This window comes from Xanthomonas sp. WCS2018Noco2-27 (assembly GCF_031843525.1).
Taxonomy (GTDB): Bacteria; Pseudomonadota; Gammaproteobacteria; order Xanthomonadales; family Xanthomonadaceae; genus Xanthomonas.
Genome location: NZ_JAVTIK010000007.1, coordinates 99272 through 121295, shown reverse-complemented (window position 1 = coordinate 121295; position 22024 = coordinate 99272). Strand labels below are relative to the sequence as shown.

Here is a 22024-nt window from a genome sequence, read left to right as displayed (position 1 = left end):
CGCACTTTTTGGCAATGCTCGCGGGCAGCAGGCGCGGCATGTCGTCGCGTGATCGATCCCCCACCGGTGCAGTGCCCATCGCAGGCCACTGCTGGAGCTTTAGATGACGCGATATGCAGTGCTGAACAATGTGGCGCACCACGATCTGCGCGTGATTCTGCGCTTTGGTGCCGAATTCGGCGATGCGGTGGGCTTTGTGCCGGCGTTCGTCACCGAGTACGCCGAGCTGCAACGCGAATACCCGCTGTTCTTTCGCAAGGATGCGGCCACCGGCGCTTATCATTCGGTGGCCTTGCTGGGCTTTGCGCCCGACGAAAACCTGTTTCTGCAAGACGGCCGCTGGAATGCCGGTTACCTGCCGGGCATCGTCGCCAAGGGGCCGTTTCTGATCGGGTTTCAGGAGCAGCGTATCGATGGCGCGCTGGTGCAGGAGCCGGTGATTCATGTCGACCTGGAGCACCCGCGCATCAGTCGCGCCGACGGCGAGCCGGTGTTTTTGCCGCAGGGCGGGCATAGCGCATATCTGGAACACATCATCAGCGTATTGCGCGGCATCCGTGACGGCATGGATGCGGGGCAGGCGATGTGCGCCGCCTTCGATGCGCTGGGCCTGATTCAACCGGTGAAGCTGGATGTAGTGCTCGACGACAGCCACGGCGTGCACCTGGAAGGTCTGTACAGCATCGACCGTGAGCGATTGGCCGCGCTGGATGGCGCAGGCTTGCAGCAGCTGCATCACGCCGGGTATCTGGAAGGCGCCTTTTTGATGCTGGCCTCGCACCACAACCTGCGCCGGCTGATGGGCGAGAAGCAGCGCCGGCTACAGCACGTGCAGGCCGCTGTTGCAGCCGCGGCACACGCTTGATCGCATGAGCGCATTGTCATCGATCGCCCCGTTGCCCGAGCGCAGCGACTGCCGGCCGGATGCGGCGTTGCTGGCGCAGTTGTGCGCGGCCGCGCAGCCGCTGGTGCTGCGCGGGGTGGCGCGCGACTGGGCGCTGGTGCAGGCCGCACAGCGTGGTACATCGCCGGCCATGGCGCAGTTGCGCAGCATGGATACCGGCCGCGCACTACAGTATTCGTATGGCGCTCCGGACATCGGTGGGCGGCCGTTTTATCGCGACGATTGCAGCGATCTTAATTTCGAGGTGCAGCGCGGCAGCTTGAGCGCGCTGCTGGATGCAATCGACGCGCATCTGGACGATCCGCAGCCGCCTACGTATTACCTGGCCTCGTTGCCGATCGATGCGCATCTGCCGGGTTTTGCGGCAGGTAATGCATTGGATGTCAGCGCAGACGGCAACGCCGTGCCGCCCAGCATCTGGATCGGCAACCGGGTCATCGCCTCCTGCCACTTCGATGCGCCCAATAATCTGGCGGTGTGTGCGGTAGGCCAGCGGCGCTTCATGCTGTTTGCGCCCGATCAGGTGGCCAATTTGTATCCGGGCCCGCTGGAACCCACGCCGGGCGGGCAGGTGGTGAGCATGGTGGATGTGATCAATCCGGATCTTGCGCGCTATCCGCGCATGGCCGATGCGTTGTCGCAGGCGCGTACGGCGGTGCTGGAACCGGGCGATGCGATTTTCATCCCCAGCATGTGGTGGCACCACGTGCAATCGCTGCAGCCGTTCAATGTGCTGGTCAATTATTGGTGGAGCACCGCTCCGGCGCAGCTGCCTGCACCGATGCAGGCGCTGTATCACTCGCTGTGGGCCATCCGCGACCGACCGGCGTCGGAAAAGGCCGCCTGGCGTGCGTTGTTCGACTACTACGTGTTCGGCCCTGCCGAGCGTGCCGGCGAACATCTGCCCGAGCACGCGCGCCAGGTGCTGGGCCCGATCGACCCCACACTGGCGCGCCAGCTGCGCGCCATGCTGATCGGCAAGCTCAATCGCTGATCGCCTCTATCGTGTTGTGCTCCCACTGACAGGAAAACGCCGTGAACCAGGCCAGGATTCGCAAGGTTGTCATCGCCGGGGGCGGCACCGCCGGCTGGATCGCCGCCTGCGCGTTGTCGCATCAATTTCGCGACTTGTTGGACATCACCCTGGTCGAGTCCGATCAGATCGCCACCGTGGGGGTGGGCGAGTCCACGGTGCCGCCCATCCGCACCTTTCATCGGTTTTTGCAGATCGACGAACAGGAGTTTCTGCGCGCGGTCGCCGGCACGTTCAAGCTGTCGATCTCGTTCGAGCATTGGCGCCGGCAGGGCGAGCGCTATATCCACCCCTTCGGCATTACCGGCCAGAGCACGCTGGTGTGCGCGTTCCATCATCTGTGGCTGGAAAGTCAGCGCCGCGGCATGCCCGGCGCGTTCGGCGATTACTGCCTGGAAACCGTGGCCTCGCGGGTGGATCGCTTCGCGTTGCCACGCGAACCGGCCGTCAACTATGCCTACCACCTGGACGCGGCGTTGTACGCGCGGTTTCTGCGCACGCGCAGCGAAGCGCACGGGATCACGCGTGTCGAGGGCAAGATCCAGCAGGTGACGCTGCAGCCGGATAGCGGCGATGTGGCCGCGCTGGTGCTGGAGGACGGGCAGGTGATCGAAGGCGACCTGTTTATCGATTGCACCGGCTTCCGCGGTCTGTTGATCGAGCAGACACTGCACACCGGCTACGAAGACTGGAGCCACTGGCTGCCGTGCGACCGCGCGGTGGCGGTGCAGACCGAAGCAGTGGGCCCACCGGTGCCGTATACGCGCGCCATTGCGCATGAGGCGGGCTGGCGCTGGCATATTCCGTTGCAGCATCGCGTTGGCAACGGGCTGGTGTTTTCCAGCCAGCACATGTCCGATGACGAGGCGCACGCCAAGCTGCTGCGCGACACGGCCGCAACCCCGGTCAAGGAGCCGTGGCTGGTGCCGTTCCGCACCGGGCGACGGCTCAAGGCCTGGAACAAGAATGTGGTCTCGCTCGGCCTGGCCAGCGGTTTTATCGAGCCGTTGGAATCCACCAGCATCCATCTCACCATTGCCGCGGTGGTGCGGTTGATTACGCTGTTCCCGGCCGATGGCATCGCGCCGTCGCAGGTCGATGTGTTCAACGACATCAGCCGCACCGAGATGGAACACGTACGCGATTTCGTCACCTTGCACTACCACGCCACGCAGCGCGACGAGCCGCTGTGGCAGCAGTGTCGCGACATGGAACTGCCCGACTCGCTGCGCCTGCGTCTGCGTGCCTGGCGCGAGCGAGCGCACGCCTGGCAAGGCACCGACGAACTGTTCCGCGTGGATTCCTGGACGCACGTACTGCTGGGGCAGGGCATCGTGCCGCAGCAGCATCATCCGCTGGCGGCGGCGTTGTCCGACACCGATCTGCGCCGCCTGCTGGATGGCATTGCGCAGCCGATCCAACGCGTGGTGGAGCAGATGCCGTCGCAGCAGGACTTCATCGAGCGCTATTGCAAGGCTGACGAGCGGCTATGGGGTGGGCGCAGGCGGGTGGCTATGTAAGGATGTTTAGTTGCGCGTTGCCCACACCTTAAGATGCCTGTGTGCTCCAACTAAAGATCACGACATGAAGGCGATTAGGTGCACTGCGCTTCAGGAGTAACGGGAAACGTGTTGATTGATCTGGAAGCCACAATGCCTGCAAGGTGCTGGCTGCTCCGCCGAGCGTAGCAATGCTGCCGGACCATGATAGGAACGCTTGCATTTTGGGCAGGGGCTGCGCAGAAATGGTAGCGCTGTCAATACGATAATGATGGCGCTCGCCGCCGACAGTGGTACGCCAGCCATCAGTAACGCGTTGTCCTTGAATAGATCTCGGACTTGGAAAAACGCCATGGCGGCGAACATCGCGATCAGTACACCGCTGCGCGCAAGCCGCTGGTTAGAGCGCATGCGCTCCATCGACGCGCGCAGACGGCGATTTTCCTGCATTGGATCAACGTGTGGTTCCATATCTTGCGGCATTATTTTTGGCCTGCGAAATGCCCCGCAACGGGCAGCTAAAATGATGAATTTTGATTTTTTCGATCTTTCAAATTCTGGATTTATTCTAAAGCCTGCGCAACATTATGTTGATCCATAGTGTAGTTCCGCCGGCTACAGCCGCATCAAATCGGCGCCGACCACGATCGGCCCGGCGTAGTGCTTGCGCGCGCCCTCGCTCCACATCGCCTCAGTGATGCTGGGGTCGCCGCCAGGTACGAAGTGATTGAGTACCAGCATCTTGGCATTGGCCGCGGCGGCGATCCGTCCCACCTCTTCGCTGGTGGAATGGCTCTTGAGCAGGTGGTCCAGCAAGGTGGGAGCGTTGTCGTTGGTCTTGAGCATCTTTTCCAGTGCCGGCAGATACATCACCTCATGCACCAGGATGTCGGTGTCCTTGGCAAATGCAGCCAGCGCCGGCAGGTAGCGCGTATCGCCGGAGAACACCACCGTGCGGTCGCGGGCCTGGAAGCGGTAGGCGAACGCCGGTTTGAGCGTGTAGTGGTCCACCAGCGTGGCGGTCACCGTGACCTGATCGTTCTGCAACACGGTGCCGGCCTGGTCGAACTCGTGCACATGGATGAGCGGTTTGAACGGCGGGCGGCCTTCCTCGCGGATGCGCGCTTCGATGTCGATGGCATGCATTTCGACGAACGCATCCACCATCTTGCCGATGCCCGGTGGCCCATACAGATGCACCGGCTTCTGCAAGCCACTGGCCCAGGCCAGCCACACCACAGTGAGCAGGTCGGCGTTGTGATCGGAATGATGATGGGTCAGGAAGATATCGCGCAACGCGGGGAGCCGGATGCCGGCCTTGGCCAGCTGTTGGGCAACACCGTTGCCGCAATCGATCAGGTACGGCTGCCCGTCGATCACCAGCGCATTGGCTGCCGCCGCACGCAGCGGCGAGGGCGTTGGCCCGCCCTTGGTGCCGAGGAGTACCAGCACGCTGCCCTTGGCCGGGAACGGCGCAGGCGCGCTGCCGTTTGTTGCAGCCGCTTTGCGGGGAGCGGCAGCGAGTTGGCTTGCCGCCAGCAACGCGCCGGCACTGAGTGCGGTCTTGAGCACACCGCGGCGGCTGCGGAGAGTGGTGAAACTGGTCATCGCGGTTCCGGGATCATCGGGGGGCAGGATGTCGGCAGCGATCGAAACACGCCGCGCCGGCACGGCTCAGCGTTGTTCCGCCACAAAGTCGCGCAGCGCGGGTGAGCGATAGAACGCCATGCATTGCGCAAAGATGGTGGTGAACGGCCCGCGGCGTGCTTCGTCCTTCATCGGCACCTCGCCACGGTGATAGTCCGCCGTCTGTTGCGCGACAAAGGTCTGCAACAGCCCGGTGGCGCCAGGCCTGGCATTGTCCAGCGCGTAGGTGGTGAGCAGATACGAGCGGTCGCGCAGTTGGTCGGGTTCCAGCCTGCCGCTACGTTCGTAGTTCTGCTGCAGACACAGCTGCAACGCATAGGCCTTGACGTCTTCCGCGGCGGCCGGCGTCGCGGCCATCGCGGCAGTGGAGATGGCGGACACTGCGGCAAGCAGCGCGGCGGTAACGGCATGGCGACAGCGATGGGAAAACGGCATGCCGATCCTGGCGATGGGAGTACTGGCAGTCTGCAGGATTACCATGCGCTTTGCTCGCTTGAACATGCGATGCGCTTGGCGTGGCAGGAGCGTGCGTCGCATCGCCGTAGCGATGGCTGCGCAGGCACCACAGCATGCAACCACATGGATTGCCGGGGATTGCGCTTGGTGGCGTCTCCGCGAGGCCAGTCGGTCTCCGAAGCAGGTCGGCCCAACGTCCTGCGACGCAGCACAATCCTGCCTGGCACCCGCACTGCCTTGGCAGCGCCGCACACGCTTGCCGCCATGCAGGCGAGTCCGCATAGTGCGGCACCATCGAACCAAGAGCGTCGCAGCCATGGATGTGCGCAACAACACGAGACGGCGCGAGCGCCGTCGCTACGCATGCCAGCTCGCAGTGCTGACGTTGCTGTTGTCGTCGCAGGCGCAGGCCTGGCATCCGCAGTACCCTCCCTGGTCGCGGCCGCCCGTTGGCTCCGAGTGCAAAGTGGACTCACTACCCGCAGTAGAAGGCAGCGTGCAGTGGGAGGGCGTGACCCATTTTCGCGATGCAAACACTGTGCTCGCCATGGACAATCGCGGCGCTGCGCCGATGTTGCAGGTACGCGACGCAGCCGGACGCGTGCTGCTGCCACCGGTCGAATTGGGCGGTGGGCTGCTTGGTTTTCATGACGTGGAGCGCGTGGATCTCAATGGCGACCGTCGTCCGGATTATGTGGTGACCCTGGGCAGTGGCGGCGTTGGTCTGGCCGGCGGCAATGCGTGGCGCACCGTGGTGTTGTCGCAGGGCGATCGCTACCGCGCGCTGCGTGTGCCCACGCATGAACCCACCGCCGACGATTACCGGCGCGTGCCACGCCGTCGCGGTTGCGCGTTGCTGCAGCTGTCGGTGATCACCGCCAACCCGGCTGCGACCCGCGACCATCGCTGGCATACGTTCTGGGTGTACCGGTTGAGGCGTTTTCAGGGTGCTCGCGCGATCGAAGCGAACCCCGCGTTCCCGGGCCTGCCGAACTGGATTCTGTACACGCATCGCACCGGCAACAGCACCGCGACCACGCTGTTGAACGATGCCAGCAAGAGACAGTTGTGGAACGACCCATCGCGGGAGCGCATTACCGCGTTGCCATAACTGCGCCAGGCAAGACTCCGCATACATCGATCATGCAGATGGCTGTGCGGAGCATCGCTCTGCTTCTAAGAGCGGCTAACAATAACGTGGCGATCAGTCGTCCGGCGCGTGTGGACGACGCACAGGGAACGGAGTCTAGGAGTAGTGGTCCATGAGAATGTTGGGCACCGTCCACGCCCGCCTGACGGTTGCGCAGTAGTTCTGTAAGTAGCTCTAGATCGGCACGGCCCAGCACGTGGCATGCAAACGCGTGGCAGGCGATCTACCGCCTGCCACGCATTGCTCGACAACGCTTGTGCGATTACTGCCCGAAGAACGTGGAGATCGACGAATACACGTCGGAGAAGCGCGAGTAGTAATCCGGATCGGTCTGCGCGGTGCAGTACGAATACCCGCCATACAGGCCGCCGCGCAGCTGATACGCACCGCCACTGGCAATGGTGAACAGCCCCGAGCCGGACGAGCCGCCTTCGGTCACGCCGTCGTTCCAGACCACGCGGTACAGCGGCGTCTTGCCGTCGATGGAGGTGTTGAGCCCATTGACCGCACCCAGCGAGTATTTCTTGACGTCACCCGCGGGGTGATGGATGCCCACGATCGACGTGCTGGTGGCACCGATCGCCGCGCTGTTCCATGCGGCATAGAACGCGCCGCTCGGTGGTGCGGTCTTCAGTTCCAGCAGCGCGGTGTCGCGCGTGGTGTTGGCATGGCGCAGGAACGCGCCGCCGGTGAGCGTGGTCGCCTGCGAACTGGCGGTGTTGCCATTGCAGCTGGCCGCATCGTAGAACCAGTATGTCTGCAGGCTGTTGGCCACCGTCTGCGTGCTGATGCAGTGCGCCGCAGTCCAGAACAGATTGCGCTTGGGCGTGTTGGTGTTGTTGAGCAGGGTGCCAGTGCACAGGAACGAGCCCTGGCTGGTGGTGTACAACATGCGCGCCACCGCCTTCGCGGCGCTGGTAAAGCCGGCGGTGGGATTGGCGCGGCACACGATGTCGTTCTGGCAGGAATCGCTCTCGCCGATGGCAATGGTCATCATGTCGCGCGGGCTGGCGGTGGGGCTGATATCCAGATGCGACAGCTGCGGAATGCTGAGGCTGAAGTTCTCCGGGTACAGGCCTGCCGGCAGCGATAGCTCGACCAGCAGGTTTTCGCCGCTCACCGTCGGCGACCAGCCGATGGCATCGCCGGTGCCGACGAAGCTGGCACCGGATTGTTCGAACACGCGGCCGTCGTCGCCTGCAAAGCGCAGTGTCACCTTGGACGGGTCGCCCGGTTTTGCGCCGGCACCACGCAGCAGCAACGCCGCACGCAACGATGCTGCCTGCGCGGAGCCCAGCTTCAAGGTCGCAACGCGCGAACCGTCGCCGGCCATCTGCCAATCGAGCTTGGCCAGGTTGACCAACGGCTGCGCCACCGCGCGCGTAAAGCCGATCTGCAGCGGCTGCCCATGCTTGACCTGCGCAATACGGCGCTCACGCACGGCGCCGAGTTCCTTGCTGCTCGGTGCAGCCAGTTGCGCCACGCGCGTGGGCATGATGCCGCCGCGCAGGCTGGCCGACTGCAACGTCGCCGCGCCGAGCTTGGTCGCCTGCGGCGCGCTACTCACCGGTGCGGCATCCATCTCGGTGGGCGGCGCAGCCAGCGCAACGCCGGACACAGCAGAGAGCAGCGCGAGGTACAACGCATTCTTGCGATTCATGGGTAGTCCTTTCTCGTCAGGGAACGGCAGGCTGCGGCGGGGGCCACACCCTTCGGCGCCATCGTTGGCGCCGAACGAGACTAGCGAATGTTTACAGCTGAATATGTGCTGAAAATCTCGTTCAGAGACGGGCGATCAAGAAAAATACAATCGCTTTTGCACACATCGACGCGTTAAGTCGTATGTGCGATGGACATGGGAACCTCGCGCGTGCGTGTACTTAAGCGCACGTGCACGCGTGCGTGCACGGCACTGTTGGAACAGCACGTTAGGGAGACTGGCTGCGCGACTCAGCAGGTCGACGAAAGATGCGCGTGCGGCTAATGCATCGCGGTATGTCGCGTTCGAGCGGGCGGGTGATGGCCAAAGCAGACGCGCGTACTGCAGCGTGCATGCAGTCCGCAGTCCGCAGTCCACAGTCCACAGTCCACAGTGGCAGACAGACACTGCATACGCTCAACGCGGTGCGCGAAGCGCTATTGCACTGCGTCGCTGGCGCGGAACTCGGTCGAGCGACCACTGACTTTCAAGAACGCCAACACGCACAACCCCACCACCATCCATGCGCTACCGCCGAGCTGCGCATACCGGTCGGCGTTGATCAATACATAGGCCAGGATCACGATGCCGATCAGCGGCACTACGCCATGCAACACGATCCGGCCCTGGTTGCGGAAGCGCCAGAGCACGGCGAGATGCAGCAGTACGAATGCGGTCAGCGCGCCGACGTTGCACAGCGACGACAGCAGCGCAATTTGGCCGACGAATACCTCGCCCAGCACCATGCTCAACGCCGCCACCAGCAGGATGGCGCGCTGCGGCACGCCCGTGTGTGGATGGATGTAGCGCAGAAACGCCGGCAACTGGCGGTCGCGCGCCATGGCGAACAACAGCCGCGAGGTTGCCGCTTGCGCCACCAATGAATTAGCGATTGCCGCACTGATGGCTACCGTCAACGCGATGACGATCTGCAACCACGGCCCGGCAATCAGCCGGCCGATCTCGAAGAACGCATCGTTGGATGCCTGCGCGCTTGGGTAACGCTGCAGCGTCGGTTGCAGCAACGCGGCCAGCCAGGTCTGCAGCACAAACAGGCCCGCCACCAGCACCAAGGCCAGCAAGGTGGCGCGGCCTACCACGCGGTTACCGCCACGCGTTTCTTCCGACAACGTGGAGATCGCATCGAAACCCAGAAACGACACCACCGCCACCGACAGCGCACTGAAGATCAGCTGCGGCGAAAACGCCTGCGGGTTGTAGAACGGGCGCAGCGTCCACTGCGCGCCGTTGACGCCGCGCTGGATCGCCAGCGTCGCCAGCACCACGAACACCGCCAGCACCACCAACTGCGCGAACAGAAAAAATCGATTCGCGCGCGCCGTCGTTTCGATGCCCCGCAGATTGACCACGGTATTGAGCACCACGAAGAACGCGATCCACGCCGGCTGCGGTACCCCCGGCAACACGTTATGCATGGCATTGGCACCAACCACGTAGAGCAGGGTGGGCACCAGCAGATAGTCGAGCAGGATCGCCCAACCAGCGAGGAAGCCCATACCGCTGCTCAATCCCCGGCCAACGTACGCGTACACCGAGCCGGCCACCGGAAATGCCTGCGACATCTGCTGATAGCTCAAGGCGGTGAACAGCATCGCCACGAAGCCGACCAGATACACCAGCGGCACCATCCCCGCACTTATGTCGAACACCCCGCCGAAGATCGAGAACGGCGCGGTCGGCACCATGAATACCAGGCCGTAGATCAGCAGATCCTTCAGCGTGAGCTGGCGCTTGAGCTCCTGCGTGTAGCCAAAACGTTCCAGCTCTGCCGCATCGTCGCGGCGTGGTGTATCGGTCATGCAGATATCCGCTGTAAGGAAGGCAGGTTCAGCGCAGGCGCGCGGTCCGGGACGCCGATGCTGCACTGCAGCTGTGTGACCGGCATTGTGACGATAATGTGGCCGGCAAGCCCATCCATTGGTAAAAGTGCTAGGTTTTCCGTGCTGGATGTCATCCAGCAATGGCGTCAACGGCTCCGAAGGACCCCCATGTTCGACACTCTGGCCAGCCTGGGCCGCGATCTGCAGGCACTGCGTACGCTCAATGCCTGTCTGGATCGGGTATTTGGCGACGTGTGCGCGTTGGGCTTTCAGTCGCTGGTATACGACTACGCGCCGGTGCCGCTGAGTATGGAAGGTGCGCTGATCACCCCGACCGTGTTCATGCAGCGCAATGCGCCAGGCGATATGCAGCATGTCTGGTGCGAGCACGGTTACTACCAACATGACCCCGTTCAGCAGCGTGCCACGCGACGTACCACGCCGTTCGTGTGGTCTTACCGCACCGATGGCGACCGGCCCGGAGTGGAATACGTCGGCGCGCAGCACCGCCAAGTGACGCGCTATCTGTGCGACAGCGGCATGGCTACCGGTGTCACTGTGCCGTTGCATCTGCCCGGCGGCGCGTTTGCCACGTTCAGTGGCGCGGTCGACGCGAGTGCCGCCGAAGCGCCGCGCCTTGCCGAAGCGCAGCTTGCTCCGTTCTTGCTGCTTGCGCATGCGTTTCAGGCACGTGCGCAGGAGCTGTTGGACCCGCAGGAGCGTCGTTGCCACCACATCGCGCTGACCCGGCGCGAGCGCGAATGCCTGCAGTATTCGGCCAAGGGGCTGACCGCCAAAAGCATTGCGGCCGCGCTCAATCGTTCCACTGCCACGGTCAACCTGCATCTGAATTCGGCCGCGCGCAAACTGGGCGCACGCAATCGTGTCGAGGCGGTGGTACGCGGGATGCACTACCGATTGTTGGAGCCTTAAGTACGTTGCGGTGGCTGCTTGTGGCATTGATTGCACGCCACGCATCGATGCGCGGCGATCGACGTTCTCAATGACCGGCGCCGCGTTGCGCAGGCTGGGTGCGACGATTGGCGTGATAGCAAGGCGCGCGTCTGCGCTGCAGTGCGTGATGCTGAAGACCTGGTCACGCTATGCATCGCAGCAGTTGCAGCGGTGTGGTCGATAGTCGTCGACCTTGAACATCGAATTTGCGATTGGTCTGCACAATCGTCGGTACTTCATAGGCGTTGATCCGCAGCCTGTCTAACGCGCAGTCCACCAACGCGATGGCCTCGAAACCGCTGCAAACCTGTGAGATTTGCCAGTTAACGCAGACGCAGCTGCCCGCTAGGCTCGGCGCTCATCATTAGCCGAGCAGGCGCAGGTCATGCAGTCCACCGAGGGGTATGTCCAATTCCGCGGCTATCGCACCTGGTACCGCATCAGCGGCGACCTGCGCAGCGATGCCTGCCCGCTGGTGGTGGTGCATGGTGGGCCCGGTTGCACGCACGACTATGTCGACAGCTTCAAGGACCTGGCCGGCAGCGGCCGTGCGGTGATTCATTACGACCAGCTCGGTAATGGCCGCTCCACCCATCTGCCCAACGCGGATTCCGCGTTCTGGACGGTTGGCCTGTTTCTGGACGAGTTGCAGACGCTGATCGACCACTTGGGCCTCTCGCAGTACGCCCTGCTGGGGCAGTCGTGGGGTGGGATGTTGGCCGCCGAACACGCGGTGCGCCGGCCCAGCGGGTTGCGTGCGTTGGTGATCGCCAATTCGCCAGCGTCGATGGGCTTGTGGCGCGCGGCAGCGCTGCGTCTGCGCGCCGGCCTGCCCGAGCAGGTACAGGCCGCGCTGGACGAACACGAAGCTGCCGGCACGCTGGATCACCCGGAATATCGGGCGGCCAGCCAGGTGTTCTACGCGCAGCATGTGTGCCGCATGGTTCCGTGGCCGGACGAGGTGGCACGCACTTTCGCCGCCATCGATGCCGACCCGACCGTGTATCACGCCATGAATGGCCCAACCGAATTCCACGTGGTGGGCAGTCTGCGCAACTGGAGCATCATCGAGCGTCTGCACCGCATCATGGCGCCCACGCTGGTACTGTCCGGCAAGTACGACGAGGCCACACCGGAAACCGTCGAGCCTTACGCGCGTCTGATTCCGGATGCACGCTGGCATGTGTTCGCCAACTCCAGCCACATGCCGCACGTGGAAGAACGCGCTGCCTGCATGCGTCTGGTCGGCGACTTTCTCGATGACCACACGCCGTGGCCGGGCGGCGAGCTTGCGCATGTGTCGGGATCGATCGCTCGCGCTGTGTAAAGGCGCGGTGCTCCTGGTGGGCAGCTTGTCTGCCTGTTGCGTCGCGGCGTAGCACTGGCGCCCTCGCGCGTCGACTATCGTGCAAAGTCGAGCATTGTCGCGCGACCGTGTCGCAGTGGTGCCCTGCATCAGGCATGCGGGCTGTGCGTGAAAACATTGCGCCACCGCTCGACGAGACATCGACTGCGTGCGTCGGTGATATGCGGTCTCCCTGATCGTTCACTGCGTTGCCTGCCGCGCAATTGCGCGGCAAGTGGGCTTCCGCGCCCACTGCGGCGTCATAGCGCTCGCAATCCACGCGCGGTCGGTCGTGCGTACTGCATTTAACACTGTGGCTGCATCAGCCTGTCATCGCCAGGAGCATCGGCTGATCTGACACTGCGCGGCTTGCGCCGGCATGTCATCAACACTCGCCGCAGCGTGCCGTGCCTGCGGGACTGGTGCGCCATGTCATCGCTGCAACGTAGAGGCCACGCGGCAGTGTTGCATACGCTTGATTGTCTATAGCGCACGCACATCGTCGATGTGCAGGTTGTGCTGCGTTGCGTGGCGCTGCATTGCAACAACGGATCGAAGCGACACGCTGTCTCAGCGCAAGCATGCAGTAATCAGCGCCGATGTAGCTGCCTCTGCGCGCATCGTACGCATCGCAAATACCTGCATCTAGCCGCCAATCGCGCGTGAAGTTGCATACACAGCAGTGTCCTGTCCTGCCTGTCTCTTGCTGTCTCTTTTGTATGTCCTGCAAAGAGAACACCGTGGTGCGTCAAAGTTTCAAAGATGGATAATTGTTTTATGTTCTAAATCGCGCGAAGAATGCGGCCCCCACGCACTGCTTTGCCGACGTCGTTGCCATCGCGCAGACGTCGCGCATCGCCTATCGACTTCTTTGGGAGAGGCTGCATGATTAGCAAGATGCTCCAGGGCGCACTCGCGCTTGCACTGTCCACGTGTGCCGCAAGCGCCATCGCCGGCCCGGTTGGCTACGGCGCTGCCACCACCGGCGGCGGCAACAAGACACCGGTCAACGTGGCCACCTTCGAAGCGATGCAGGCGGCCATCGACGGTTATTCCGGCAGTGGTGGTCTGGTGCTCAACTACACCGGCAAGTTCGACTTCGGCACCATCAAGGATGTGTGCGCGCAGTGGAAGCTGCCGGCCAAGACCGTGCAGATCAAGAACAAGAGCGATGTCACCATCAAGGGCGCCAACGGTTCGGCGGCAAACTTCGGTGTGCGCGTGGTCGGCAACGCGCATAACGTGATCATCCAGAACATGACCATCGGCCTGCTGCAAGGCGGCGAAGATGCCGATTCGATTTCGCTGGAAGGCAATTCCACTGGCGAACCGTCCAAGATCTGGGTCGACCACAACACCGTGTTCGCCTCGTTGACCAAGTGCTCCGGCGCCGGCGATGCCTCGTTCGATGGCGGCATCGACATGAAGAAGGGCGTGCACCACGTCACCGTGTCCTACAACTACGTCTACAACTATCAAAAGGTCGCGCTCAACGGCTACAGCGACAGCGATACCAAGAATTCGGCCGCCCGCACCACCTATCACCACAACCGCTTCGAAAACGTCGAGTCGCGCGTGCCGTTGCAGCGTCGCGGGTTGAGCCATATCTACAACAACTACTTCAACAACGTCACCACCTCGGGCATCAACGTGCGCATGGGCGGCGTCGCCAAGATCGAGTCCAACTACTTCGAGAACATCAAGAACCCGGTGACCTCGCGCGACAGCAGCGAGATCGGCTATTGGGACCTGATCAACAACTACGTCGGCAGCGGCATCACCTGGGGCACGCCCGATGGCAGCAAGCCCTACGCCAATGCCACCAACTGGGTCAGCTCCAAGGTGTTCCCGGAATCGCTGGGCTACATCTACACCGTCACGCCGGCCGCGCAGGTCAAGGCCAAGGTGATCGCCACCGCAGGTGCAGGCAAGAATCTGGCCGAGTAAGCGTCGGCGCAGCGTTGCATCCACAGATCCCCGGCAATGCCGGGGATTTTTTTATGTGTCGCGAGGTTGCCGGCCACGCCTTCTGCATCTGTCTGAGGTGGCCGCGCGCCGCAGCGACATGCCGTTGGTAGGAGGGAAGGGCGATGACGACCGCGCATCGCCACACGGTTGGTGTGGACGGTGCCGCAGACGAGTTATCGCGGCACGAGATCACGGTGTGGCCAGGCCGCCTTCGATCAACGCGCACGCTTGGCAACGTCGCCACGTTGCAGCCTGTCTTCAGACCGACCGGCGCGTTGCCTCGCCTTGGCAATGCCAATGCCGCCGTCGGCGTTGCTCCTGCGGTCAGTGTGCACTGCAGCATGACGCGCGAGCGCGTCGCGCGTCGCGCATCGGCATGGCCTTGGGCAATCGCTTCGGAGCGAGCGCACGCTGTCGACGGCGCGGCCGCAGCTTCAGCCTGGCCTGGACGTCTTCGTCAAGAGGCGCGGCCGGCGCCACGACGCGGTATCGTGTCGCGTTACCACCTTCGCGATTCCGTCCATGTCGCTTCCGACCGATCCTGTTGCTGAGACCGCTGCGCCTGCGTTGCGCCATGCCTTGAAACCGCGGCAATTGATGATGATGGGCCTGGGCACGGCGATCGGCGCCGGGTTGTTCCTGGGCTCAGGCGTGGGCATCCATGCAGCCGGCCCGGCCGTGCTGGTGTCCTACCTGATTGCTGGCGCGCTGGTGATCATCGTGATGAACGCGCTCGGCGAGATGGCCGCGGCCAAGCCGGCCAGCGGCGCCTTCTCGGTGTACGCGGCCGATGCGATGGGGGCGACTGCCGGCGCAACGGTGGGCTGGCTATGGTGGCTGCAGATCGTGGTGGTGATCGCCGCCGAGGCGGTGGGCGCGGCGAGCCTGTTGGCCACCGTGTGGCCGGCATTGCCGGTGCCGCTGCTGGCGTCGATCTTCATGGCCACCTTCACCGTGATCAACTTGCTGGGCGTGCGCAATTTCGGCGAGTTCGAATTCTGGTTCGCCATCCTCAAGGTGGTCGCCATCGTGATCTTCCTGTTACTCGGCTGCGCATTGCTGGCCGGCCTGCTGCCGGGCGTGGCGTCGCCGGGGCTGTCCAATTTCACCCAGCACGGCGGGTTCGCGCCCAAGGGCCTGGCCGGCGTGGGTACTGCGTTGCTGGTGGTGGTGTTCGCCTTCGGCGGCACCGAGATCGTGGCCGTGGCGGCAGCCGAAACCGCCGACCCCGGGCGCAGCCTGGCGCGCACCATCCGCACCGTGGCCTGGCGCATCCTGGTGTTCTACATCGGTTCGATCAGCGTCATCGTGGCGGTGGTGCCGTGGACCAGCGCCGCGCTGAGTTCGCCGTTCGCCGCCGTGCTGGAAGTGGCGCGGATTCCCGGCGCGGCCACCGGCATCACGCTGGTGGCGGTGGTGGCGCTGTTGTCGGCGCTCAACGCCAATCTCTACGGCGCCTCGCGCATGATCTTCTCGCTGGCCCAGCGCGGTGAGGCGCCGCGTTGGCTGAGCAACACCAGCCGCCAGCAGGTGCCGCTGGTGGCGGTGATCGCCAGTGTGCTGTTCGGTTTTGCCGCGGCCGTGCTGGAATTGCTGTATCCGGGCAAGGTGCTGCCGATGCTGCTCAATATCGTGGGCGCCACCTGCCTGCTGGTGTGGACCATCTCGCTGCTGTCGCAGTTGATCCTGCGTGCGCGTGCCGACCGTGCCGGTATCGCCTTGCCGTTCCGTATGCGCGGATATCCGGTGCTGACGCTGCTGGCGTTGGCGATCCTGGCGGTGATCTTCGTGCTGCTGGCGTCCTCGGCGGACACCCGCGCGCAATTCCTGTCGATGGTGGGGCTCACTGCCGGCATCGCCTTGATCAGCGAACTGGCACGCCGGGTACGCGCCGCGGCGTAATCGTGCCGGGTGCGTAGAGCCGACGCATCGGTTTGCAGCGGCAAACTGTCGGCGCCTGCAGTTCAGCGACCTGCAGGCGGGTATCGGCGGCAATGTCATGCCGCCGGCTCGATCCCGTCGCTGCACGCACTTGCGGCTGCCGACGGCAATGCCATGACACGCGCGCATCCTGCGGTCAAATGACGCCGGCAGAGGGTCGGCTACCCATCACCGCCAATGAGCACGCACGTCGCCTTGTGGATGCGCTCTCAAAAAAGCGCTGCGCCCGTGGACTTGCCGGAACGGTTCCATTAGGTTTTAGGCAGTCGAATCCAGCGCTTTCAGCGAGTTTTCCGGATGCCATCTTTTATGATCCAACGCTTATAGGGCGCTGCGAGTCGTGCGTTTTTCAGGGGCATTGCCGGAGCATCCATGAGTGCCGTGTCATCCCAGGAGTCTGCAGGCCCGACTGTTGCGCAGACGTTGGAGGCCGTGCATGCGCTTGCCTATCCGGTCGACACGCATCTGGATTCGCTGTATCTGTCGCGGGTGGGCGGTTACGATTTCTGGAAAGGCGACTGGAAGGCGCATCGACGCTCGTTGATCCTCTGGCTGATGAACAAGACCTCGCCGAGAGGTCGCAATCAACCGCTGATGCACCATGTGAGTGGCCCCGATTTTCTTGCAGGCGGTTACGGCGGTGCCTGTTTCAGCGCCCACGCGCTCTGGGAAAACCTCGTTGCCGTGCCGTTCTTCGACCCCTGGAAAAACTGGGTGGATCATCGGCGCTATGTCGAGGCGATGGTGGAAGCGAGCCGGGGACGCTTACGGTTGGCACGCAGCGCCGCCGAGCTGCGTGCGATTCGGGCCGAAGGTCTGTGTTGCGCGATCCTGTCGTTGGAGGGGGCGCATATGCTCGGTCCACGCGGCAGTCGCAGCCAGGCGTTGCGGCTGGAGCGTCTGGGCACCGCTGCCAAGGAAGGGGCCGCCTACCTGACACTCAACCATTTCAGCCATACCGACATCTCGCAGGCCGGCTATGCCGCGCTCAATCCGTGGCGCATGATCGAGGGGGCAGGTCTGTCGGAATTCGGTCGGCAGGTCGTGGAGCGCTGCATCGCGGTCGGACTGCTGGTGGATCTTTCGCATACCTCGAGCCAGGGGGTGATCGACGCGTGCGAGATCTGCGTGCAGCGCAACGTGCCGGCCATGGCCTCGCACGCCGCATCGCGCAGCATTACCAGGGGCACCGAAACGCGGCCATCGCATCATATCGAGCGCGGCTTCGACGATGCGGCGATCCGCGCCATCGTGCAAACCGGTGGCTGCATCAGCGTCATTCTGGCGCCGTACTTTCTGCAACATGCGTATCTGGCCGACGACACGCCGAATATGGATGCCGATCTGGCCTTCGTCATTGGCTACTACGAAGCCTTTGCCCGGCTGATCGCTGGCATGGGAATCGTCGAAGATCCGTGGAAGCATCTGAGTTTCGGTAGCGATTTCGATGGCGGCATCTCCAGCCTGCCGATCGGCATGCGCAGCGGCGCGGATCTGCCCCGGCTCACCCAGGCGATGCTCGATGCAGGCTGGCCCATCCAGCGCATCGTCGATGTCTATAGCGGCAATTTCGTGCGCATCTGGGAGCAGGTGCGGCCATAGCGGCCTGGGTGATGCGGCGGCGGCATGGGAGGCCAATGCGCTGTCAAGCGGCTCGGCGGTGCCGGTGCCGGCAGGGAGGCGGACGACTAAGAGCAGCTAACAAAACTCCTGTGCTCACCGCCAGGCGGGCGCGGCCGGTGCTCGGTGCGGCATGTATCCCTCGTACACTCCGGTTCCTCCGCGGCGTCCACACCCACCTGACGACTGCTCGCTACGTTTTGTTCGCCGCTGTAAGTGCACGGCGAGCGGTGCGACGTGCGCGCATCGTCTGAGCGGGTCGCACTGATCAGGGCCTTGCCGCATGCGCACCGGTGCGCCGTTTTCGCCTGGCAGCTGCGACACACTGCCGCAGATGCGACGCCATGTCGCATCGGGAACGGGCGCATCCGTCCATACCATGTTGGTGTCGCGTAGACGTCGCGATCGACCACCGCAGTGTGTCTCGGCGATCGATTTGCAGCGTGTGCGCCGACGCTTCCCACCTTTTCCTGGAGCACTTTCCGTGGACGCTCTGCTGCTATCGCGTATCCAGTTCGGATTCGTCATCGCCTTCCACGTCTTGTTTCCTGCCTTCACCATCGGGCTTTCCAGCCTGCTGGCGTTTCTGGAATGGCGCTGGTTGCGCACCCGTCTGCCGGTCTGGCGCGAGCTGTATTTCTTCTGGCAAAAAATCTTTGCCGTGTCGTTCGGCATGGGTGTGGTCAGCGGCATCGTGATGGCCTTCCAGTTCGGTGCCAACTGGCCGGAACTGAGCCGCATTGCGGGCGGGGTGATCGGGCCGTTGCTGAGCTACGAAGTGCTCACCGCGTTCTTCCTCGAAGCCAGTTTTCTGGGTGTGATGATGTTCGGGTGGGGACGCATTTCCGAGCGCCTGCACTTCTTTGCCACCTGCATGGTGGCGCTGGGCACGCTGTTGTCCACATTCTGGATTCTCTCGTCCAACAGCTGGTTGCAGACGCCGGCCGGCTACGAGGTGATCGATGGCATCGTGCATCCGGTGGACTGGTTGAAGATCATCTTCAATCCCTCGTTTCCGTATCGGCTTGCGCACATGGCGCTGGGCTCGTTCATCACCACCTGTTTTGTGGTGGGCGCGGTGGGTGCGTGGTATCTGCATCGCGGCGTGCACCGCGAGGCCGGCCTGCGCATGCTCAAGCTGGCGGTGGTGTTCGCGTCCATCACCGTGCCGCTGCAGATCTTTGTCGGCGACATGCATGGCTTGAATACGCTCAAGCATCAGCCGATGAAGATCGCGGCGATGGAAGCGCACTGGCATGCCGAAGAACCAGGCAAGGGATTCCCGCTGGTGGTGTTCGCACTGCCGAATGCGCAGGCCGAGCGCAACGACTACGAGCTGGCGATTCCGCGCCTGGGCAGCCTGATCCTGACCCACAGCCTGGACGGCAACATCGCGCCGCTGACCTCGGTGCCGGCGCACGACCGCCCGCCGGTGACGCCGGTGTTCTTCGCCTTCCGCATCATGGTGGGGATCGGCTCGTTGATGTTGCTGGTGGCCTGGGTGTCGGCATTCGCGTTGTGGCGCGGCAAGCTGGTGCAGTGGCGCTGGTTGCTGGCGACCTGGCGCTGGATGCTGCCGAGCGGCTTCATCGCGCTGATCTCCGGCTGGTTTGTGACTGAAATGGGCCGGCAGCCGTATGTGGTCTACGGGCTGCTGCGCACTGCCGATGCGGTGGGACCGCAGTCGGCGCTGATGACCGCCATCTCGTTGGCGGTGTACGTGGCCGGCTATGCCTTCGTGTTCGGCTGGGGCATCTGGTATCTGGTCAAGATCGGCAAGACCGGGCCGACCCCGCACGATGCACCGCATCTGGACCATGGCGAACACACCCCCGCACGGCCGTTGTCGGCGGCCGATGCATCGATCGACGGAGCCGCATGATGGACATGACAACAGTGTTGCCGGTGGCATGGTTTGCGGTGATCGGCTTCGGGGTGCTGATGTACGTGGTGCTGGACGGCTTCGTGCTCGGCATCGGCATCCTGGCGCCGTTTCGCAAGGACGAAGCACAGCTGGACCTGATGATGAACACCGCCGCGCCGATCTGGGACGGCAACGAGACCTGGCTGGTGCTGGGCGGGGCAGGGCTGCTGGCGGCATTTCCGAAGGCCTACGCGGTGATTCTGTCGTCGTTGTATCTGCCGGTGTTGCTGATGGTGATGGCGTTGGTGTTCCGTGGTGTGGCGTTCGAGTTCCGGTTCAAGGCGCAGCGTTCGCGGCGGCTATGGAGCAATGCGTTTGCCGCCGGCTCGATTCTGGCCACCTTCGCGCAGGGCGTGATCCTGGGCGCCCTGGTGCAAGGCTTGCCGATCGAGAACGACCGCTATGTCGGCGGGATCTGGGGCTGGTTCAGCCCGTTTGCGATGTTGACCGGCGCGGCATTGGTATTCGGTTATGCGCTGCTTGGCAGCACCTGGCTGATCCTCAAGACCGAAGGCCACGTGCAAGCGCTGGCGCGTCAGCTGAGCCGGCCATTGACCCTCAGCGTGCTGGTCTTCATCGGCTTGGTCAGTGCGTGGCTGCCGTCGTTGCAATCGCATGTGATGGATCGCTGGTTCAACGATGCGCATTACCTGTGGCTGATGCCGGTGCCGGTGCTGGTTGCCGTGGTGGGCTATGCGCTGTGGCGCGCGACCGAACCGGGGCGGCCGGACACACCGCCGTTCCTGCTGGCAATGGGCTTGTTCGTGCTCGGGTTTCTGGGCCTGGTGCTGGGCATGTGGCCGTATCTGGTGCCGCCGGTCTACACCATCTGGCAGGCCGCCGCGCCGCCGTCTTCGCAACTGTTCGCGATAGTGGGTTTGGTGATGTTGCTACCGCTGATCCTGGGCTACACGGTGTGGTCGTACCGGGTGTTCCGCGGCAAGATCACCGCGGAGACCGGCTACCACCATTGATGGCGGCGGTTAGGTCTTCGCGTGCTGTGCCAGATTGAATCCACCGGCAAGTGCAGCGAGCTGTAGAACCGAGAACGCGCCGGCACAATCACCGCCGGCCTTCGCCTTCACTGCAGCAGTCGCCGCGCGCCTGAGCGCACGTCCACTGCGTCCAACTGCAACACGCTCAGCGCAGGCGCTGCTTGAACATCCATTCCCACATCGCCGGGTCCGCGTAGGTCGCGTCCCAGACGTTGTGGTTGCCTTCGGGATATTCGCTGTAGCGCAGGTTGGCGCCCACGCCTTTTGCCGCGCGGTACAGCGCGCGGTCGTCGTGCGGTGGCACGGAGGTGTCCTTGGCGCCATGGAACGTCCAGATCGGGACGTGCTTGAGCTGGGTGACCGCCGCCGTGTACGGGTCGGCTTCCTTGGCCACCAGGCTGACGTACAGCGTGTGGCGCTCGTCGCGTGGCGCCTTGAGCGCGCCGCAGACCGGCACGATCGCGGCGAATCGCTGCGGCTGCATCAGCCCGATTTCCCACGCCCCATAGCCGCCCATCGAGATGCCGGTGAGGTAGGTGCGTTGCGGGTCGGCAGCGAACTCGGCGCTGGCCGCATCCAGCGCAGCGATCGCCATGCGCGCATTGATGCCCAGCCATTCCTCGTCGTCGGGCACCTGCGGCAATACCACCAGTGCAGGGAATTCGGCGGTGTGTTCGCTCAGGTAAGGCCCGACGCCGACTTCGGCCTGATCGCGACCGTTGTCGCCGCGCTCGCCCGAGCCATGCAGAAACAACACGATCGGCCGTGGCTGCGGCGCCTTGGCGGCCGGCACGAACACCTGATAGCGGTATAGCCGGCCCTCCAGCTGCAGGGTGCGGGCGACGAAGTGGCCGCGCCGCCCGTCGTGCTGGCGCTCAGCCATGCTGGAGCAACCGGCGAGCACCAGCGCAAGAATTGCAAGTAAGACGCAACGAACGATCACGCAGCACTCCCCATCGATCACAGAGCTGCAGTATCGCCGCATGCAGCCGCGCTGGCACGTCGCGCTGCGGCGATCGGCATGGGCGCGTCATGCGGTTCTTCACTC

At 63.7% G+C, this 22024-nt stretch carries 17 protein-coding genes and 1 other RNA gene; 12 read left to right on the top strand and 6 right to left on the bottom strand.

Annotated elements, in window-relative coordinates:
• The first annotated feature begins 103 nt into the window (after positions 1-103).
• Genes RQH86_RS13515 through RQH86_RS13505 form a run of 3 tightly spaced genes read left to right on the top strand, consistent with a single transcriptional unit; the run spans position 104 to position 3457 of the window.
• Positions 104-865: a SapC family protein gene (locus tag RQH86_RS13515; RefSeq protein ID WP_311239978.1), complete on the top strand. Its 762-nt coding sequence runs from the start codon at positions 104-106 to the stop codon at positions 863-865.
• Positions 866-869: 4 nt separating this feature from the next.
• Entirely contained in the window at positions 870-1898 is a 1029-nt protein-coding gene (locus RQH86_RS13510; RefSeq protein WP_311239979.1) for a cupin-like domain-containing protein, read from the top strand.
• A gap of 41 nt (positions 1899-1939) precedes the next feature.
• Positions 1940-3457 carry a tryptophan halogenase family protein gene (locus RQH86_RS13505; RefSeq protein WP_311239980.1) on the top strand — a complete coding sequence of 506 codons (1518 nt, stop codon included), beginning with the start codon at positions 1940-1942 and terminating at the stop codon, positions 3455-3457.
• Between the two features lie 90 nt (positions 3458-3547).
• Here the strand turns inward: RQH86_RS13505 and RQH86_RS13500 are convergent, their stop codons facing one another.
• From RQH86_RS13500 to RQH86_RS13490, 3 genes are all read right to left on the bottom strand, one after another.
• Positions 3548-3919, bottom strand: coding sequence for a hypothetical protein (locus tag RQH86_RS13500; RefSeq protein ID WP_311239981.1), 372 nt, complete (start codon positions 3917-3919; stop codon positions 3548-3550).
• Between the two features lie 132 nt (positions 3920-4051).
• Positions 4052-5044, bottom strand: a complete 993-nt coding sequence (locus RQH86_RS13495; RefSeq protein ID WP_311239982.1) for an MBL fold metallo-hydrolase — start codon at positions 5042-5044, stop codon at positions 4052-4054.
• A gap of 66 nt (positions 5045-5110) precedes the next feature.
• Positions 5111-5518: a hypothetical protein gene (locus RQH86_RS13490; RefSeq protein ID WP_311239983.1), complete on the bottom strand. Its 408-nt coding sequence runs from the start codon at positions 5516-5518 to the stop codon at positions 5111-5113.
• A gap of 487 nt (positions 5519-6005) precedes the next feature.
• Between RQH86_RS13490 and RQH86_RS13485 the strand changes: the two genes are divergently transcribed.
• Positions 6006-6650 carry a hypothetical protein gene (locus tag RQH86_RS13485; RefSeq protein ID WP_311239984.1) on the top strand — a complete coding sequence of 215 codons (645 nt, stop codon included), beginning with the start codon at positions 6006-6008 and terminating at the stop codon, positions 6648-6650.
• Positions 6651-6951: 301 nt separating this feature from the next.
• Here the strand turns inward: RQH86_RS13485 and RQH86_RS13480 are convergent, their stop codons facing one another.
• Positions 6952-8349, bottom strand: a complete 1398-nt coding sequence (locus RQH86_RS13480; RefSeq protein ID WP_311239985.1) for a trypsin-like peptidase domain-containing protein — start codon at positions 8347-8349, stop codon at positions 6952-6954.
• A gap of 476 nt (positions 8350-8825) precedes the next feature.
• Positions 8826-10208, bottom strand: a complete 1383-nt coding sequence (locus tag RQH86_RS13475) for an APC family permease (RefSeq protein WP_311239986.1) — start codon at positions 10206-10208, stop codon at positions 8826-8828.
• A 189-nt stretch (positions 10209-10397) separates the two neighbouring features.
• Here RQH86_RS13475 and RQH86_RS13470 point away from each other — a divergent pair, with 189 nt between their 5' ends.
• The 8 genes from RQH86_RS13470 to cydB all read left to right on the top strand — a co-directional run bounded on the left by RQH86_RS13470 (position 10398) and on the right by cydB (position 20955).
• Positions 10398-11162 (top strand): LuxR family transcriptional regulator, encoded by a 765-nt coding sequence (locus RQH86_RS13470; protein ID WP_115528581.1) that lies wholly within the window; start codon positions 10398-10400, stop codon positions 11160-11162.
• A 406-nt stretch (positions 11163-11568) separates the two neighbouring features.
• Positions 11569-12510: a proline iminopeptidase-family hydrolase gene (locus RQH86_RS13465; protein ID WP_311239987.1), complete on the top strand. Its 942-nt coding sequence runs from the start codon at positions 11569-11571 to the stop codon at positions 12508-12510.
• Between the two features lie 903 nt (positions 12511-13413).
• Entirely contained in the window at positions 13414-14475 is a 1062-nt protein-coding gene (locus RQH86_RS13460) for a pectate lyase (RefSeq protein WP_115513519.1), read from the top strand.
• Positions 14476-15018: 543 nt separating this feature from the next.
• The gene (locus RQH86_RS13455; RefSeq protein WP_115513518.1) at positions 15019-16398 is read left to right on the top strand and encodes an amino acid permease; all 1380 of its coding nucleotides are present in this window, start codon (positions 15019-15021) and stop codon (positions 16396-16398) included.
• Positions 16399-16809: 411 nt separating this feature from the next.
• The gene (locus RQH86_RS13450) at positions 16810-18039 is read left to right on the top strand and encodes a membrane dipeptidase (RefSeq protein ID WP_311239988.1); all 1230 of its coding nucleotides are present in this window, start codon (positions 16810-16812) and stop codon (positions 18037-18039) included.
• Positions 18040-18190: 151 nt separating this feature from the next.
• Positions 18191-18266: non-coding RNA, sX9 sRNA (locus tag RQH86_RS13445), on the top strand.
• Positions 18267-18541: 275 nt separating this feature from the next.
• Complete coding sequence (locus tag RQH86_RS13440; RefSeq protein ID WP_115513516.1) at positions 18542-19939, top strand: cytochrome ubiquinol oxidase subunit I; 1398 nt, start codon at positions 18542-18544, stop codon at positions 19937-19939.
• Entirely contained in the window at positions 19939-20955 is a 1017-nt protein-coding gene (cydB, locus tag RQH86_RS13435; protein ID WP_115513515.1) for a cytochrome d ubiquinol oxidase subunit II, read from the top strand. The genes RQH86_RS13440 and cydB overlap by 1 nt, the downstream gene beginning before the upstream one ends.
• A 166-nt stretch (positions 20956-21121) precedes the next feature.
• On the opposite strand, the gene RQH86_RS13430 is transcribed toward cydB, so the two are convergent.
• Positions 21122-21961, bottom strand: coding sequence for a prolyl oligopeptidase family serine peptidase (locus RQH86_RS13430; RefSeq protein WP_164497843.1), 840 nt, complete (start codon positions 21959-21961; stop codon positions 21122-21124).
• Between the last annotated feature and the right edge of the window lie 63 nt (positions 21962-22024).